Origin of the sequence: Streptomyces sp. NBC_01267 (assembly GCF_036241575.1) — a bacterium.
GTDB lineage: Bacteria > Actinomycetota > Actinomycetes > Streptomycetales > Streptomycetaceae > Streptomyces.
The window spans coordinates 345,925-360,812 of record NZ_CP108455.1 but is presented as its reverse complement, the minus strand read 5'-3'; the positions used below and the strand labels follow the sequence as shown (position 1 = coordinate 360,812).

General features: G+C 70.3%; 16 protein-coding genes. 13 read left to right on the top strand and 3 right to left on the bottom strand.

Annotation, left to right across the window (positions count from 1 at the left end):
- Positions 1-6: 6 nt before the first annotated feature.
- The 5 genes from OG709_RS01870 to OG709_RS01850 are packed head-to-tail and all read left to right on the top strand — an operon-like array spanning position 7 to position 4,392.
- Positions 7-966 carry an acetaldehyde dehydrogenase (acetylating) gene (locus OG709_RS01870; RefSeq protein WP_326695440.1) on the top strand — a complete coding sequence of 320 codons (960 nt, stop codon included), beginning with the start codon at positions 7-9 and terminating at the stop codon, positions 964-966.
- Complete coding sequence (dmpG, locus tag OG709_RS01865; protein WP_250304917.1) at positions 963-2,042, top strand: 4-hydroxy-2-oxovalerate aldolase; 1,080 nt, start codon at positions 963-965, stop codon at positions 2,040-2,042. Before OG709_RS01870 ends, dmpG begins: the two co-directional genes overlap by 4 nt.
- A complete protein-coding gene (locus OG709_RS01860; RefSeq protein ID WP_250304918.1) occupies positions 2,039-3,178 on the top strand; it encodes a Rieske 2Fe-2S domain-containing protein in 1,140 nt (379 codons plus the stop codon). Before dmpG ends, OG709_RS01860 begins: the two co-directional genes overlap by 4 nt.
- 1 nt (position 3,179) lies before the next feature.
- Positions 3,180-3,407: a hypothetical protein gene (locus tag OG709_RS01855; RefSeq protein ID WP_250304919.1), complete on the top strand. Its 228-nt coding sequence runs from the start codon at positions 3,180-3,182 to the stop codon at positions 3,405-3,407.
- A complete protein-coding gene (locus tag OG709_RS01850) occupies positions 3,400-4,392 on the top strand; it encodes a ferredoxin--NADP reductase (protein WP_329164500.1) in 993 nt (330 codons plus the stop codon). The genes OG709_RS01855 and OG709_RS01850 overlap by 8 nt, the downstream gene beginning before the upstream one ends.
- Before the next feature lie 63 nt (positions 4,393-4,455).
- Here the strand turns inward: OG709_RS01850 and OG709_RS01845 are convergent, their stop codons facing one another.
- The gene (locus OG709_RS01845) at positions 4,456-5,376 is read right to left on the bottom strand and encodes an IclR family transcriptional regulator (RefSeq protein WP_326695442.1); all 921 of its coding nucleotides are present in this window, start codon (positions 5,374-5,376) and stop codon (positions 4,456-4,458) included.
- A gap of 172 nt (positions 5,377-5,548) precedes the next feature.
- Between OG709_RS01845 and hsaA the strand changes: the two genes are divergently transcribed.
- Genes hsaA through OG709_RS01820 form a run of 5 tightly spaced genes read left to right on the top strand, consistent with a single transcriptional unit; the run spans position 5,549 to position 10,704 of the window.
- On the top strand, positions 5,549-6,718 hold the full coding sequence (hsaA, locus tag OG709_RS01840) for a 3-hydroxy-9,10-secoandrosta-1,3,5(10)-triene-9,17-dione monooxygenase oxygenase subunit (RefSeq protein ID WP_266644594.1): 1,170 nt from the start codon (positions 5,549-5,551) through the stop codon (positions 6,716-6,718).
- Positions 6,715-7,587: a 4,5:9,10-diseco-3-hydroxy-5,9,17-trioxoandrosta-1(10),2-diene-4-oate hydrolase gene (hsaD, locus tag OG709_RS01835; protein WP_250304923.1), complete on the top strand. Its 873-nt coding sequence runs from the start codon at positions 6,715-6,717 to the stop codon at positions 7,585-7,587. The genes hsaA and hsaD overlap by 4 nt, the downstream gene beginning before the upstream one ends.
- Before the next feature lie 37 nt (positions 7,588-7,624).
- Positions 7,625-8,521 (top strand): VOC family protein, encoded by an 897-nt coding sequence (locus OG709_RS01830; protein WP_250304924.1) that lies wholly within the window; start codon positions 7,625-7,627, stop codon positions 8,519-8,521.
- Positions 8,509-8,994 (top strand): flavin reductase family protein, encoded by a 486-nt coding sequence (locus OG709_RS01825; protein ID WP_329164498.1) that lies wholly within the window; start codon positions 8,509-8,511, stop codon positions 8,992-8,994. Before OG709_RS01830 ends, OG709_RS01825 begins: the two co-directional genes overlap by 13 nt.
- Positions 8,995-9,030: 36 nt before the next feature.
- Positions 9,031-10,704 carry an FAD-dependent oxidoreductase gene (locus OG709_RS01820; protein ID WP_326695443.1) on the top strand — a complete coding sequence of 558 codons (1,674 nt, stop codon included), beginning with the start codon at positions 9,031-9,033 and terminating at the stop codon, positions 10,702-10,704.
- Positions 10,705-10,832: 128 nt separating this feature from the next.
- Here OG709_RS01820 and galE read toward each other — a convergent pair whose 3' ends face one another.
- Complete coding sequence (gene galE, locus OG709_RS01815) at positions 10,833-11,825, bottom strand: UDP-glucose 4-epimerase GalE (RefSeq protein WP_250304927.1); 993 nt, start codon at positions 11,823-11,825, stop codon at positions 10,833-10,835.
- A 113-nt stretch (positions 11,826-11,938) separates the two neighbouring features.
- On the bottom strand, positions 11,939-12,451 hold the full coding sequence (locus OG709_RS01810) for a hypothetical protein (RefSeq protein WP_250304928.1): 513 nt from the start codon (positions 12,449-12,451) through the stop codon (positions 11,939-11,941).
- A 354-nt stretch (positions 12,452-12,805) separates the two neighbouring features.
- On the opposite strand from OG709_RS01810, the gene OG709_RS01805 reads away from it, so the two are divergent.
- The 3 genes from OG709_RS01805 to OG709_RS01795 all read left to right on the top strand — a co-directional run bounded on the left by OG709_RS01805 (position 12,806) and on the right by OG709_RS01795 (position 14,754).
- On the top strand, positions 12,806-13,117 hold the full coding sequence (locus tag OG709_RS01805) for a chaplin family protein (RefSeq protein WP_250304929.1): 312 nt from the start codon (positions 12,806-12,808) through the stop codon (positions 13,115-13,117).
- Between the two features lie 9 nt (positions 13,118-13,126).
- On the top strand, positions 13,127-14,326 hold the full coding sequence (locus tag OG709_RS01800; protein ID WP_329164497.1) for a hypothetical protein: 1,200 nt from the start codon (positions 13,127-13,129) through the stop codon (positions 14,324-14,326).
- A gap of 95 nt (positions 14,327-14,421) precedes the next feature.
- Positions 14,422-14,754, top strand: a complete 333-nt coding sequence (locus OG709_RS01795) for a DUF6191 domain-containing protein (RefSeq protein ID WP_266644603.1) — start codon at positions 14,422-14,424, stop codon at positions 14,752-14,754.
- The last annotated feature ends 134 nt before the right edge of the window (positions 14,755-14,888 follow it).

Here is a 14,888-nt window from a genome sequence, read left to right as displayed (position 1 = left end):
GACTTCATGACCACGAAAAAGGCAACGGCCGCCATCGTCGGTTCCGGGAACATCGGCACCGACCTGCTCCACAAGCTCCTGCGCTCGCCGCACATCGAACCGCGCTGGATGATCGGCGTCGACCCGGACAGCGAAGGCCTCGCACGGGCCGGAGCGTTCGGGCTCGACGCCAGTCACCAAGGCGTCGACTGGCTGCTCGCCCGGGAGGAGAAGCCGGACCTGGTGTTCGAGGCGACCAGCGCCCAGGTCCACCGGGCGAACGCACCCCGCTACCGCGAACTCGGCATCAAAGCCGTCGACCTCACTCCGGCCGCGATCGGGCCCGCCGTCATCCCACCGGCGAATCTCACCGCACACCTCGACGCCGACAACGTCAACATGATCACGTGCGGCGGCCAGGCCACCATTCCCATGGTGTACGCGGTCTCGCGCGTCGTCCCGGTCGCGTACGCGGAAATCGTCGCCTCCGTGGCTTCGGTCTCGGCCGGACCCGGAACCCGGGCGAACATCGACGAGTTCACCCGGACCACCGCCCGGGGCATCGAGGAGATCGGCGGTGCCGAGCGCGGCAAGGCGATCATCATCCTCAACCCCGCCGACCCGCCGGTGATCATGCGGGACACGGTCTTCTGTGCGATTCCCGAGGACGCCGACCGTGACGCCATCGCCGTATCGATCAAGCAGATGGCCGCCGACGTGGCCTCGTACGTGCCCGGCTACCGGCTGCGCGCCGAGCCGCAGTTCGACGATCCGTCCGACGGGAACGGCGGGATGGCCAGGGTCGCGATCTTCCTGGAAGTGGAGGGCGCGGGAGACTTCCTGCCGCCCTACGCCGGAAATCTCGACATCATGACCGCCGCCGCCACCAAGGTCGGCGAGGAGTTCGCGAAGGTGATCACCCGGCAGCGGACCGGCCGGAGAGAGACCGGCCAGAGGGAGAGCGACCAGAAGGAGAGCAACCAGTGAAGGCGTACAGCGGGACGCTCGACATCAGAGTGACCGACTCCTCGCTGCGTGACGGTTCGCACGCGAAGCGGCACCAGTTCACCCCGGCCGACGTACGGTCGGTGGTCGCCGCCCTCGACGACGCGGGTGTTCCCGTCATCGAGGTGACCCACGGCGACGGGCTCGGTGGGTCCTCGTTCAACTACGGGTTCTCCAGGACACCCGAGCAGGAACTCATCACCGTGGCGGTCGAGACGGCCCGGCGGGCCAGGATCGCGTTCCTGATGCTGCCGGGTCTCGGCGTGAAGGACGACATCAAGCGGGCGCAGGCGAACGGGGCCGCCATCTGCCGCATCGCCACCCACTGCACCGAGGCGGACATCTCCGTCCAGCACTTCGGACTCGCCCGCGAACTCGGCCTGGAGACCGTCGGCTTCCTGATGATGGCCCACTCCACACCGCCCGGAGAGCTGGCCCGGCAGGCCCGGATCATGGCGGACGCCGGCTGCCAGTGCGTGTACGTCGTCGACTCGGCCGGCGCCATGGTCATGGACGACGTCACGGACCGGGTGGCCGCGCTGACCGCCGAGCTCGGCGACGACGCCCAGGTCGGCTTCCACGGCCACGAGAACCTCGCCCTGGGCGTGGGCAATTCGGTCGCCGCGATCCGGGCGGGCGCCAGCCAGATCGACGGCTCGACCCGCCGGCTCGGCGCGGGCGCGGGCAACACGCCCGTCGAGGCCCTGGCCGCGGTCTGCGACCGCATGGGCATCCGTACCGGCATCGACGTCATCAAGATCATCGATGCGGCCGAGGACGTCGTACGGCCCGTCATGGACGAGGAATGCACGCTCGACCGGCTCGCTCTGATGATGGGCCACGCCGGCGTGTACTCCAGCTTCCTCAAGCACGCCTACCGGCAGGCCGGCCGCTACGGGGTACCGGGCGCCGACATCCTCCTCCGCGCGGGCGAACGCCGCCTCGTCGGCGGGCAGGAGGACCAGCTCATCGACATCGCCGTCGAACTCGCGGCGCAGCAAAGGACGAAACAGATGAGGCAGATGAAGCAGACGGAGCAAGGGAGTCAAGGACGATGACCGCACTCGACGAAGAGGCCCGTGTCATCGAGGCAGCCGCTCTGCCCACCCGCTTCGCGCGCGGCTGGCACTGTCTCGGCCTCGCCGACGCCTTCAAGGACGGCGAGCCGCACGGGATCGAGGCCTTCGGCACCGAACTCGTCGTGTTCCAGGGCGCCGACGACGGCGAACTGCACGTCCTCAACGCCTACTGCCCGCACATGGGCGGCAATCTGGCCCGCGGCACCGTCAAGGGTGACGCCGTCGCCTGCCCCTTCCACGACTGGCGCTGGGCGGGCAACGGCCGCTGCGCCGGGATCCCTTACGCCCGCCGCGTCCCGCCGCGCGCCAGGACCCGTGCCTGGACCACGCTGGAGCGCAACAAGCAGCTGTACGTGTGGCACGACCCCGAGGGCAACCCGCCGCCGCCCGGCGTCACCATCCCCGAACTCGACGGCATCCACGGCCCCGACGCCGGGCAGTGGTCCGACTGGTCCTGGAACGCCCTGCGGGTGGAGAACTCCAACTGCCGCGAGATAGTCGACAACGTCGTGGACATGGCGCACTTCTACTACGTCCACTTCGCGTTCCCGAACTACTTCAAGAACGTCTTCGACGGCCATGTCGCCACCCAGTACATGGAGTCCAGCCCGCGCGGCGACATCGACCTCGGCACTCTCTCCACGCCGCTGCGCTCCGACGCCTCGTACCACGGACCCTCGTACATGATCGACAGACTGTGGACGGAGGTCGCCCCCGGCCTGGAGATGGAGGCCGTACTGATCAACTGCCACTACCCGATCGACTCCAACAGCTTCATGCTGATGTACGGCGCCCTCGTCAAGAAGCTCCCCGGGATGAGCGACACCGAGGCGGCTGCCGCCGCGCAGCTGACCTCCGACGGCCTCCGGGTGGGCTTCGAGCAGGACGTCGAGATCTGGCAGAACAAGACCCGGATCGACAATCCGCTGCTCACCGAGGAAGACGGACCGGTCTACCAGCTCCGCCGCTGGTACGAGCAGTTCTACGTGGACGCCGCCGCCGTGACCGACGAGATGGTCCGGCGCTTCGAGTTCGAGATCGACACCACCCGGGCCAACGAGGCCTGGCGCGCCGAGGTCGAGGAGAATCTGGCCCGCCGCAAGGGCGAGGCCTGAGATGCGCCCCGTCGAGTGCGGCACCTGCGGGAACCAGGTGCTGTGCGAGAAGTTCAGCCCCGCCCACACGCAGATCCAGTGGACGGCGGAGGCGGCTGCCGTCTGCCCGGTGATCGGCGAACTGGTCGCGGCGGGTGAGCTGTCGGCGCGCGTCCGCTCCTGTGCGGCGCTCCGCGACAGCATCGACGCTGCTGTCGCATCGGGGCAGCTGGAGGCGAGTGGTGGCTGAGGTGCGCATGCGGGTCGCCGGGGTCGTACGGGAGACGGCCGACGCGGTCTCCCTGGTACTGGCTCCGGAGCCGGGCACGGAACTCGCCTACCGGCCGGGCCAGTTCCTGACCCTGCGGGTGCCGGGCGGCGCGGCCCGCTGCTACTCGCTCGCCAGCTCCCCGCACACCGGGGAACCGCCACGGATCACCGTCAAGAAGATCCCCGGCGGGCGCGGCTCCGCCTGGGTGTGCGAGCGGGTGGCGGTGGGTGACGAGATCCAGGCACTGCCCCCGGCCGGCACCTTCACCCCGGACGATCTCGACCGCGACCTGCTGCTCGTGGCGGGCGGCAGCGGCATCACGCCGGTGCTGTCCATCGCCAAGTCGGCACTGACCGCGGGCCGGGCGAACGTCACCCTGCTGTACGCCAACCGCGACCCGGACGCCGTCATCTTCCGCGAGGAACTCCACGGCCTCGCGACGGCCCACCCCGGCCGGTTCACGGTCGTGCACTGGCTGGAATGCCTGCAAGGGCTGCCCACCACGGATCAGTTGGCGGCCGTCCTCGCCCCGTACGCCGGCCGCGACGTGTTTCTCTGCGGCCCGGTCCCGCTGATGGACGCCGCCGAGCAGGCGATCGGCCGGGCCGGGGGCAGCAGCATTCACCGGGAACGGTACTTCTCCCTCGCCGACGACGTGTTCGGCGCACCGGTGCGCGACCCGGGCGACGGCGCGCACACCGCGCAGGTCGAACTCGACGGCGCGTGGCACGAAATCCCCTGGGGCGCCGGCACCCCGCTGCTCGACGCGATGCTCGCCGCCGGTCTCGACGCTCCGTACTCCTGCCGCGAGGGCGCGTGCAGCGCCTGCTGCTGCCGGGTGACCGACGGCGAGACCGCGCTGCTCCGCAACGAGGTACTCGACCCGGAGGACCTCGCCGACGGCTACATCCTGGCCTGCCAGGCCGTGCCGTTGACCGACCGCGTCACGGTCTCCTACGAGTAGGCGGCCGGACACGGCCGCCGGGCCGGAGCGCCGGGAACGGGCCCGGCCGTCTCCGAAGCGGCGTCACATCCATTCGCTGAAGCGGAGCCAGCCCATCATGCTGCTCATGGCCCCTTCGGAGATGTCCGGGTCCCGGACGCCGCGCGTCCGCTCACGGACCGCCCGGCCGGGGCCGTACAGCTCACGCCAGATGGTGCCGGCGCAGGCCCGGACGGCCGGACCGTGCTGCTCGACGCCCTGATGGGAGCTGCGGCGGGTGACCGAGATCGCGGCCACGGCCCGCCCGGCCCCGCGCAGCGGCGCGGCGACACAGCAGACGCCGCGCCAGCTCTCCTCACGGTCGTAGGCGATCCCGCGTTCGCGGGTCGCGGCGAGTTCACTGCGCAGGACGGCGGGGCGGACCACGGTGCGGGGCGTACGGGCGGGCAGCTCGCCGGCCAGGACACCGGTGACGTCGGCCTGGGTGCCGAAGGCGAGCATCGCCTTGCCCGCCGCCGTGCAGTACGCGGGCATTCTGGCGCCCACCCGGGGCGGCAACTGCGCGTCGTCGGATCCGCCGATGCGCTCCAGACAGACGACCTCGCCCGCGTCGAGCACCGCGAGATGCACCACGTGGCCGGTCGTCTCGTGCAGGGCGTGCAGATGCGGGAGCGCGGCGCGGCGCAGCCGGTTGTGGTGCGAGGCGAGCGCCCCCAACTCCAGCATGCCCATGCCCAGCCGGTAGTCCCGCCCGTCCCGGTCCAGCCAGCGCAACTGCACCAGCTGGTCGAGGATGCGGTGGGTGGAGGAGCGGGGCAGCCCCGAGCGGCGTACGACCTCGGTGAGGGAGAGCCGGGGCTCGGGGCCGGCGAACGTACTCAGGACGCGTGCGGCCTTCTCGAGCAGCGAGAGCGGTGATCGCTCGGCGGTGGCGGCCAGTGCGGGCACGACAAACCCCCAGGTCTGCGTGTGGTCACCGGACGTTTTCCGGCGTTGCTCGGACACTGCCACGCGTTCCGGCCGGAGGGAATACGCGGGAGCTGTGTATTTCGTTCAGGCATACCTTTTGGGGTTCCCGCTCAGCGGGAACCGGCGGTGTCGTTGCTCGCGTGCACCGTCGTACGGTCCTCAGCACTTCACCCCGCAGATCTCACGAAGACAGGAAAAGGGGACCCGCATGAGCGACGAGGAAGTCCTTCAGGCAGTCCGCGCACTCGCCCCCGCACTCCACGAACGCACCGACCGGGCCGAGGCGCAGCGCAAGGTGCCAGAGGAGACGATCAAGGAACTGGAGCAGACGGGCTTCTTCCAGCTGCTCCAGCCGAAGGCCTACGGAGGGCGCGCCGCGCACCCCGCGGTCTTCTACGAAGCCGTCAAGGAGATCGCGACGGTCTGCGGCTCCACCGGCTGGGTCGCCTCGGTCCTGGGCGTCCACCCCTGGCATGTCGCACTCTTCGACCCACGCGCCCAGGAGGAGGTGTGGGGAACGTCCCCGCTGACCCGGATCGCCTCCTCGTACGCCCCGAGCGGCAAGGTGACGGTTGCCGACGGCGGCTTCCGGATCACCGGCCGCTGGCACTTCTCCTCCGGCTGCGACCATGCCGAATGGGTACTCCTGGGCGGGCTCGTCACGGACGACGAGGGCCGGACCGTCGACATGCGGACCTTCCTCCTGCCGCTCGGTGACTACCGGGTCGACGACGTCTGGGACACCGTCGGCCTGCGCGGCACCGGCTCCAACGACATCGTCGTGGAGGACGCCTTCGTGCCCGAGCACCGCGCGCTGAGCTTCGGCCCGGTGAGCGCACTGAAGGTGCCGGGACACGAGCTCAACCCCGAACCCGTCTACCGGCTCCCCTACGCCACCGTCTTCACCACCACGATCTCCACACCGATCGTCGGCATCGCCCAGGGCGCGTACGAGTCGTACACCGCCGCCACCCGTGAGCGCTTCCGGGTCAGCTACGGCCAGAAGGTCGCCGAGGACCCCTTCGCGCAGGTACGCATCTCCCGCGCGTCCAGCGACGTCGACGCCACCTGGCTCCAACTCATGCGCAACGTGGGCGAGATGTACGCCGTCGCCGAGCGCGGCGACGAGCTCTCCATGCTGCTGCGCGCCCGTGCCCGCCGCGACCAGGTCCTCGCCACCGAACGCTCGGTCGCGGCCGTGGACCTGCTGATGGAGAACGCCGGGGGCAACGCCATGCGCACCGGCCCCAACCCGGTCCAGCGCGCCTGGCGCGACGTGCACACCGGCCGTGGTCACGCGGCCAACGACCCCGAGCGTGCCCTCGTACTCCACGGCCAGGCCGCCCTCGGCCTCGACATCCAGGACCCGATGCTGTGAGCACCCCTGTGACCCTCACCCCCGAGAACACCTCACGTACCGCAGAGGCGGGCGGCCTGACCCTGCACTACCACGAGGCCGGACCCGCGGACGCGCCCGTGGCCGTGCTGCTGCACGGTGGCGGGCCCGGCGCCTCGGCCTGGTCGAACTTCGGCCGCAACCTGCCCGTCTTCGCCCAGCACTTCCGCACCCTCCTGATCGACCAGCCCTGCTTCGGCCGCTCCGACAAGACCGAACCCGACCGCGACTACTTCAGCTTCGCCGCGCACGCCGTGGCCGCGCTCCTGGACGAACTCGGCATTCCGCAGGCGTACTTCGTCGGGAACTCGCTCGGCGGCGGAACCGTGACCCGCCTCGCCCTCGACCACCCGGAGAAGGTCGCCAAGCTGGTCCTGATGGGCCCCGGCGGCATCTCGGTCAACCTCTTCGCACCCGATCCGACCGAAGGCATCAAGCAGCTCTTCGCCTTCTCGCTGGCCGCCGAGCCGACCCGTGAGCAGATGCGGACCTTCCTCACCACGCTCGCCCACGACTCCTCGATCGTCACCGACGACTTCGTCGAGGAGCGGTACGCGCAGGCCACCGACCCCGACGCCAGGCTGGGCAACGCCCGGATGGCCGCCGCGTTCGCCAAGTGGCCCGAGGGCACCATGCTGTGGCGCGAGGCCCACCGCATCACCCAGCCGACGCTGCTCACCTGGGGGCGGGAGGACAGGGTCAATCCGCTCGACGGCGCCCTGCTCGCCCTCAAGACGATTCCCGACGCGCGCCTGCACGTCTTCCCGCACTGCGGCCACTGGGCCCAGACGGAACGCTTCGACGAGTTCAACCGCCTGGCCATCGACTTCTTCTCTCACCGATCCCACTGACTCCGCTGATCCCACTGATCCCACTGAGGGGTTCATCATGGACATTCGCTCGCTGGGCTACCTGCGCATCGGGACCACCGACCTCGCCGAATGGCGTACGTACGTCCTCGACATCCTGGGCATGGCCGAAGGCGCCGACTCCACGGACACCGTCCTCAACGCCCGTATGGACGACCGGATCCGCCGCCTCTCCTTCGTCGCGGACGAGGCCGACCGCCTGCTCTGCGCGGGCTTCGAAGTGGCGGGCGCCCGCGCCCTGGCGGAGGCCGCAGCCGAGCTCGAAGCGGCCGGCGTCACCGTCAAGGCCGCCGACGACGCGACGCTCGCCGAGCGCCGAGTCCAGGGGCTCATCCACTTCGAGGACCCCGCCGGAAACCCCCTGGAGCTGTACTGGGGCCAGGCCCAGGACCACACCCCGCTCCACACCCCGTACGGCAACCGCTTCGTCACCGGCGACCGGCTCGGCCTCGGCCATGTCGTCCTGCCCGCCCCGGACATGGAGACCACCGCCGACTTCTACGAGAACATCCTGGGCTTCCAGCTCCGTGACCGCATGAAACTGCCGCCCGCCGCCGTACCGACCGGTGAACCCGGCCGCGACTTCTACTGGATGAACTTTCTCAGCCCCAACCAGCGCCACCACAGCCTCGGGCTCTACCCCGGCGCACTGCCGCCCGGCATCGTCCACTTCATGGTCGAACTGGAGACCCTCGACGACGTCGGCTTCTGCCTGGACCGGATGAACAAGGCGGGCATCCCGATCGCGTCCACCCTCGGCCGCCACTCCAACGACCACATGGTCTCCTTCTACGCCGCAGCCCCGGGCGGCTTCCAGGTCGAGTACGGATGGGACGGCCTGATCGTCGACCCGGCGGCCTGGACCGCCAAGGAGATCACCGCGGACAGCTTCTGGGGCCACCAGTGGAACGGCTGATCTCCCAGGACGACTTCAGGGAGGTGCTCGGCCGGTTCGCCAGCGGCCTCACGGTCGTCGCCGCCGTCGACAGCACCGGCCGGCCGGCGGGCCTGGTCTGCCAGTCCTTCGCCTCGCTCTCCCTGGATCCGCCGCTGGTCCTGCTCTGCGTCGGCAGGACCTCGTCCAGCTGGCCGAGGATCGAGGCCGCCGGGCGTTTCACGGTCAACGTCCTCGCCGGGGACCAGCAGGCGGTGTGCACGGCGCTCGGCCGCAGCGGCGACGACAAATTCGCGGGCGTCGACTGGACGCCCTCGGACCACGGTGGTGTCCGCCTCGACGGCGCCCTCGCCACCATCGACTGCGAGCTGTACGGGATGCACGAGGCCGGTGACCACTACGTCGTCACCGCCCGCGTCCTGGACCTCGACGCCCGCGAGGACGGCAGCCCGCTGCTGTACTTCCGGAGCGCTTACGGACAGGGGACGTTCTGATGCCGGCCGACGCCGCAGGAGAGAGGAGCAGCTGAGATGGCTTCCCAGGAACACCCGTGCACGTACGACGTGGTGGTCGTCGGCTCCGGCGCCGCCGGATTCGCCGCCGCGATCACTGCCAGGCTGCGCGGCCTGACCGCGCTGATCGTCGAGAAGACCGACCGCTACGGCGGTTCCACCGCACTGTCCGGTGGTGCGATATGGGTCCCCGGCAACTTCCACCTGGACGCCGCCGCACTCGGCGACACACGCGAGAAGGCCCGCGCGTACCTCGACGCCACCGTCGGGGACCGGGTACCGGGCGCACGCAAGGACGCCTATCTGACCCACGGGCCCCGCATGGTCGAGGAGTTCCACCAGAAGACCGAGGTGCGCTTCATGTACACCCCGGGCTACTCGGACTACTACCCGGAGCGGCTCGGCGGCATGGCCCTCGGCCGCTCCGTCGAACCACGGATCGTCGACCTCAAGCGGCTCGGCGAGGCCCGGCACACCCTGCGCCGGGCGGGACTTCCCACGTACGGCCTCACCATCACCTCGTACGACTTCCGCTTTCTGAACATGTCGGGCCGCACCTGGGCGGGCCGCCGCAAGGCGCTCCGCTTGGCCGGACGTGCGGCCGGGGCGCTGCTCAGGGGACGGAAACTGCTCTCGCTCGGCGAGGCACTGATCGCCCGGATGCGGCTGTCGTACGACAGACTCGGCGGCGAACTGTGGCTGCGGACCCCGCTCACCGGCCTCGTCACGCAGGACGGCAAGGTGACCGGCATACGGGTCCAGCGCGACGGCCGGGAACAGACGATCCACGCCAGGGGCGGTGTGGTGCTCGCCTCCGGCGGCTTCTCGCACGACCAGCGGCTGCGCGAGAAGTACCTGCCCGCACCGACCTCGGCCGACTGGACCCACGCCTCGGAGGGCCAGACCGGCGACGCGCTGCTGCTCGGCGAGGAACTGGGCGCCGCTACCGGCCTGCTCGACAAGGTGTGGGGTGCGCCGTCGCTCTGCCCGCCCGGGGAGAAGCCGTTCTTCCTGGTCGCGGACCGGGGCATCCCCGGCATGGTGATCGTCAACGCGGCGGGGGAGCGGTACGCCAACGAGGCCGCCCCGTACCACGATTTCGTGGACCGCATGTATGCCTGTGACCGCCCCGACGCGACCACCGTCCCGTCCTGGATGATCCTCGACGCCTCCTCCAGGGCCCGCTACATCTTCGCCGGCCTCCTCCCCGGACAGCCCTTCCCGAAGGCCTGGCGGGAGAGCGGCTTCCTGCGGCAGGCGCCGACTCTCGACCAACTGGCCGGGCAGCTCGGGGCGCCCGAACTGCCCGCCACCGTAAGCCGTTTCAACGGCTTCGCAGCCGCCGCCAAGGATGAGGACTTCGGCCGGGGTGACAGCGTCTACGACCGCTACTACGGCGACCCGACCCTCCCCAACCCCAACCTGGCACCCTTGGCGAAGGGCCCCTTCTACGCGGTCCCCGTCCACCCCGGGGACATCGGCACCAAGGGCGGGCTGATCACCGACCCCGACGCGCGGGTGCTGCGGGAGGACGGCACACCCGTCGACGGACTGTACGCCTCGGGAAACTGCGCGGCGGCGGTGATGGGTGCGACCTATCCGGGTCCGGGGGCGACCATCGGCCCGGCAATGGTCTTCAGCTGGGTGGCAGTCAACGCGATCACCGAGAGGCTGCACCGGGCCGCACCGTAGACATCGGGCACAGCCGGGCGGTATCTGTCACCACGGGCGGTACCTGTCCTTACGGTGATGCCCGGACGGCGACACCCGACGGATACCGGGCCCTCGGGGCTGCGCTGTGGGGCCGGGGTGCCGCGGAGCTACCCGGCGAGCCGCTGGTCGCGGACCCCGGCCCAGCGCAGCGAGTCGCGGATGCCTTCCGCGACGCTGAACTTCGGCACCCAGCCGAGCAACTGCTCGGCCCGGTCGCTGCGGGTGAAGGCGCCTGCCACGTCGCCCGGCCGCGGGCCGGTCTCGACCACCGCGACCGGCGGGGTGACCACGCTGTTGAAGGCGTCGACCAACTCGGTGACGGTGGTGCCCGTACCGGTGCCGAGGTTGATCACCGAGGACCTGGCGCCGTCCAGCGCGGCCTCGAACCGCTGGAGCGCGGCCACGTGCGCGGTGGCCAGGTCCCAGACGTGCACGTAGTCGCGGATGCCGGAACCGTCCCGGGTGGGCCAGCCGTTCCCGGTGATCCGGAACGGCACACCCTCGTCATGTGCCTCGATCAGCTTGCCGAGCGCGTGACTGGGCCGCCGCAACTGGAGACCGGTGCGCAGCTCGGGGTCCGCGCCGATCGGGTTGAAGTAGCGCAGGGACAGGATCCGGATCGGCTGTGTGGCCGCGATGTCGGCGAACATGCCCTCGCAGACCGCTTTGGTGCGCGCGTACGGGCTCTGCGGCGCGATCCCGGACTCCTCGTCCACGCTGAAGTCCTCGCCCGGCAGATAGATCGAGCCGGAGGAGCTGAAGATCATCTTCTGGCAGCCGTTGCGGATCAGGTGACCGGCGAAATCCAGGCTCTTGGCCACGTTCGCCCGGTAGTAACCGATCGGGTCAGCGACCGAATCGGGCACCACGATCAGCGCCGCGCAGTGCACGACCGCCTCGATGTCCGGGTGTTCGACGAAGATCCGGTCCACCAGCTCGCCGTCAGCGATGTCGCCCTGGTAGAACGCGCGGTCCTCGGCGAACTCCCGACGGCCCGTCACCAGACTGTCCAGGATCACCGGTGTGATGCCCGCGTCCAGGCAGGCGGAGGAGACCGTGCTGCCGATGTACCCGGCCCCGCCCGAGATCAGTACCTTCATGTCTGGGTTCAACTCCTTCTGTCCGCCCGTTGACCAGGTGGTTCGTACCGTGAGCCTAGCCCGGCCGGAGCCGACGGCACGGGTGGTGACCGGCCGGAGCGGATCATGGTGAATCACACGCCGAGGTCGTCACGCATGGCGCGTCTCATCGCACGGAGCACGTCCCAGATCTCGTACTGGGCCCGGCTCGCCGTCTCCATCGCTTCGCCCGGTCCGGGAGCATCCTGCTCCAGGCGCTTGACCTGCCCGTAGACCTTGGTCAGGGCCTGGTTGACGGCACTCGCCCGTCCGAGTACCGCTTCGGGAGCGATCATCTGTGCTTCGGAGTAGCGGTCGCGGTGCGCGTTCTTCGCCTTGTCGAGTGCGTCGATGTCGGCGTCCTCCGCGCCGCGTTCCCTCAAGACGTGCAGGTGGTGATTGAGCGCGGTGGTGAACTGCCGGGCGTCACGGTTGAGATCTGTGTAACAGGTGCGCCGCAGTGAACGGTTCTCGCGCATCTCCTCATGACTACGAACAAGATCTATTTCCCGGCGCTTCGCTCGTTCGGAGCCGCGCTGGGTGAGGAGCGATCCCCCCAGGGTTCCTGCGACACCCGCCACCGCGATGATCACTGAGCTGAGATCCACCGACGCACTCCGCCCCCGTCTTCGGCCACGTGCCCGCTACACATGGCCCGGAGCGACAAGTCTGCCGCTCCTCGGTGTGCCGGGGCCGCCCTTCTCGAAGTGGGTCGGGACGGCTGTACCGGAGTTGGGGGCGGGCGGTGACCACCAGTCACGCCCCACCTGTCGTCCACCCCATACATCAGGGCACGAGGACACGGCGGCACCGACCCGTTCGGGTGTCCGCCGTGTCGGGGTTCGAGGCCGGTCGTTGATCGGGATGCGGCCCGGTCGACGTGGATCGGGCCGCATCCCGTGAGACACGGCGGGCACGGTCTGTACGAGCACCGGGGCCTGTCCCGGGCGGGGAGGAACTCGATGAAGGTGGACATGCTGGGTACGGGCAGCAAGGCGGCGAAGGCCGGTGTGCGAGCCGCGGTGCTGGGTGCGGTGGCAGGGGCCACGCTGCTTCCGGCCGGTGCCGCGCACGCGAGCGTCATCGGGGTCGGTGACGCGGTGTTCGGCAACGCCTGCGTCAACCAGGACCACGGGGTGCGCGCTGCCGGTGCCACGGTGACCGGGAGCGGAGTGGGCGGCGGCAACCACGCCGCTCTGCCGTTGAGCCTGCCACGCAACCACTGCGGCTCCAGCGGCATCGTCTGTACCGCCGTTTTCGGCTCCAGCGTCTGACCTGCCGGGATGGGCGAGTGGCGAACGACCGACCGGACGGCGCCGAGCGTCGCGGAGGGCGCGCTGGTGGGGGAACGTGCGCTCGCGGAGCTGCTGGCGCTGGGCGGTCGGGCGCTGCCTCTGCTCCGCCGGTGGACGGCCTCGGATCCGGCGTGCGGTGTCGCGAGGCTGACCCTGGCGACCTGCGACAGTCTGGGCGACGCGGCACTCAAGGAGCAGTTGGTGGTCGCACACCGGGACGCGCAGACCGCAGGTGAGCGGGAAGCGAGCCTGGTGTACGGCGTGTTCCTCTTCTCGCACCGGCAGTACCGACTGACGGCCGACCACCTGGCGGCGCACTTCGTCCGGTGGCCCGCCGACGAGGTGGCCGGGCTGATGCTGGGGGCCTTCCACGCCTGCGGAGACCCCGTCTACCGTGCGTACGGCGACGCCCTGGTCGAGGAGCAGACGGCCTCGGCCGGCCCGGACAACTGGGCGTGGGTGAGCTGGCTGGCCGCGATCCGGGCCGAACAGGGCCGCATCCAGGAGGCGTACGAGCTGGCCGGACAGGCCCTGGCCCTGAACCCCCGCTCAGGGGTGGCCGTCCACGCCCTCGCGCACACGGAGCACGAACGGGGCACCGGCCACGACGCCGTCGTCTTGCTGGACAGCTGGCTCACCAGCGACCCGCAGGCGGCGCAGTCCCGGCATCTGAACCGGCACGCCGACGGCCGGCCTCCCCTCGTCTTCCACCACCGGGACATCCGCGACCGGATCGTCGGCCAGATCCGCGCCCTCACCCAGCCCGCAGACCCCGTGGGCTCGCTGCCCGAGCACCTCGTCTACCGCGACATCCTCACCGCCCTGCCCACTCTGGACGCCCGCATCACTCTCGCGCTGACCGACCCCGGCTTCCCCGGTACGGAAGAAGCGCGTCGCAGCCGATGGCTGCTGCACCATCCGGCGGTCTGCGTCATCACCCACGAGGAACTCGCAGGCCCCGATCACGGCGGCACCATCCACGCCCGCGCACAGGCACTCACCCGACTCCTGACCGCCATCAGCCACCCCGACCCGTCAGCGGTCCCGACGGCACCACCACCAGCTGCTCCCGGCGCCGAGGATCTGGCCATCGGCACGGACGGGCGTTGTTCACCCCCGCCCACGAACGCCTCCTCGACCGCCACCACAGCCACTGAGCCGTCCGTATTCGCCCTCCGGGTCCCGTGAGACGGTCGCTGCCCCAGCTGTCCCCCGTGGGCCCGGCCCCGGAAGTTCTCCGCACCACCAGGGGTGATCCTGGGACGCGCCGCGATACTGGGGGTATGGAATTCGTCGTCTTCATGACTCTGCCAGGACTGGTCATCCTGCTGACCGTGCTGGCCTTCGTCGACCAGCTGTTGTTGCGCGCCGGGCGGGCCGGCGTCCTGCCGTGGCGGAACTGGGCGCGGCAGGGCCAGATATCGGCAACCGGGTTCGAGCAACTGCACGCGACCATGTCGGCGGGGAAGCAGAACGAACTGAAGGAACGGCAATCGGCACTCGTGATGCGGGACGACGAGGAGGACGGGGCGCCGCCGAACCGGACGACGGTGGATCTGGAGCGGGGGACCGTCGTCGTCCGCATGTCGCGGACCGGGCGTCTTCGTACGTCGTAGGGGCAGTCCGGGCCGATGCCGGCTTCGGGAGACGACGACGCCGGAGTGCTGTTAGGTACTCCGGCGTGACGTCGGGGGCAAGGAAAGCGGAGGGACTAATTTCAGTGAGGTGAGAAGGAAGTCCGTCCATGGCC

Excerpts from the sequence above, each read along its gene's own strand:
- OG709_RS01805 (WP_250304929.1), top strand. The coding sequence starts at position 12,806 with ATGAAGGTGGACATGCTGGGTACGGGCAGCAAGGCGGCGAAGGCCGGT.
- OG709_RS01855 (WP_250304919.1), top strand. The coding sequence starts at position 3,180 with ATGCGCCCCGTCGAGTGCGGCACCTGCGGGAACCAGGTGCTGTGCGAG.
- OG709_RS01870 (WP_326695440.1), top strand. The coding sequence starts at position 7 with ATGACCACGAAAAAGGCAACGGCCGCCATCGTCGGTTCCGGGAACATC.
- OG709_RS01830 (WP_250304924.1), top strand. The coding sequence starts at position 7,625 with ATGGACATTCGCTCGCTGGGCTACCTGCGCATCGGGACCACCGACCTC.
- OG709_RS01860 (WP_250304918.1), top strand. The coding sequence starts at position 2,039 with ATGACCGCACTCGACGAAGAGGCCCGTGTCATCGAGGCAGCCGCTCTG.
- OG709_RS01795 (WP_266644603.1), top strand. The coding sequence starts at position 14,422 with ATGGAATTCGTCGTCTTCATGACTCTGCCAGGACTGGTCATCCTGCTG.
- hsaA (WP_266644594.1), top strand. The coding sequence starts at position 5,549 with ATGAGCGACGAGGAAGTCCTTCAGGCAGTCCGCGCACTCGCCCCCGCA.
- OG709_RS01820 (WP_326695443.1), top strand. The coding sequence starts at position 9,031 with ATGGCTTCCCAGGAACACCCGTGCACGTACGACGTGGTGGTCGTCGGC.
- OG709_RS01800 (WP_329164497.1), top strand. The coding sequence starts at position 13,127 with ATGGGCGAGTGGCGAACGACCGACCGGACGGCGCCGAGCGTCGCGGAG.
- galE (WP_250304927.1), bottom strand. The coding sequence starts at position 11,825 with ATGAAGGTACTGATCTCGGGCGGGGCCGGGTACATCGGCAGCACGGTC.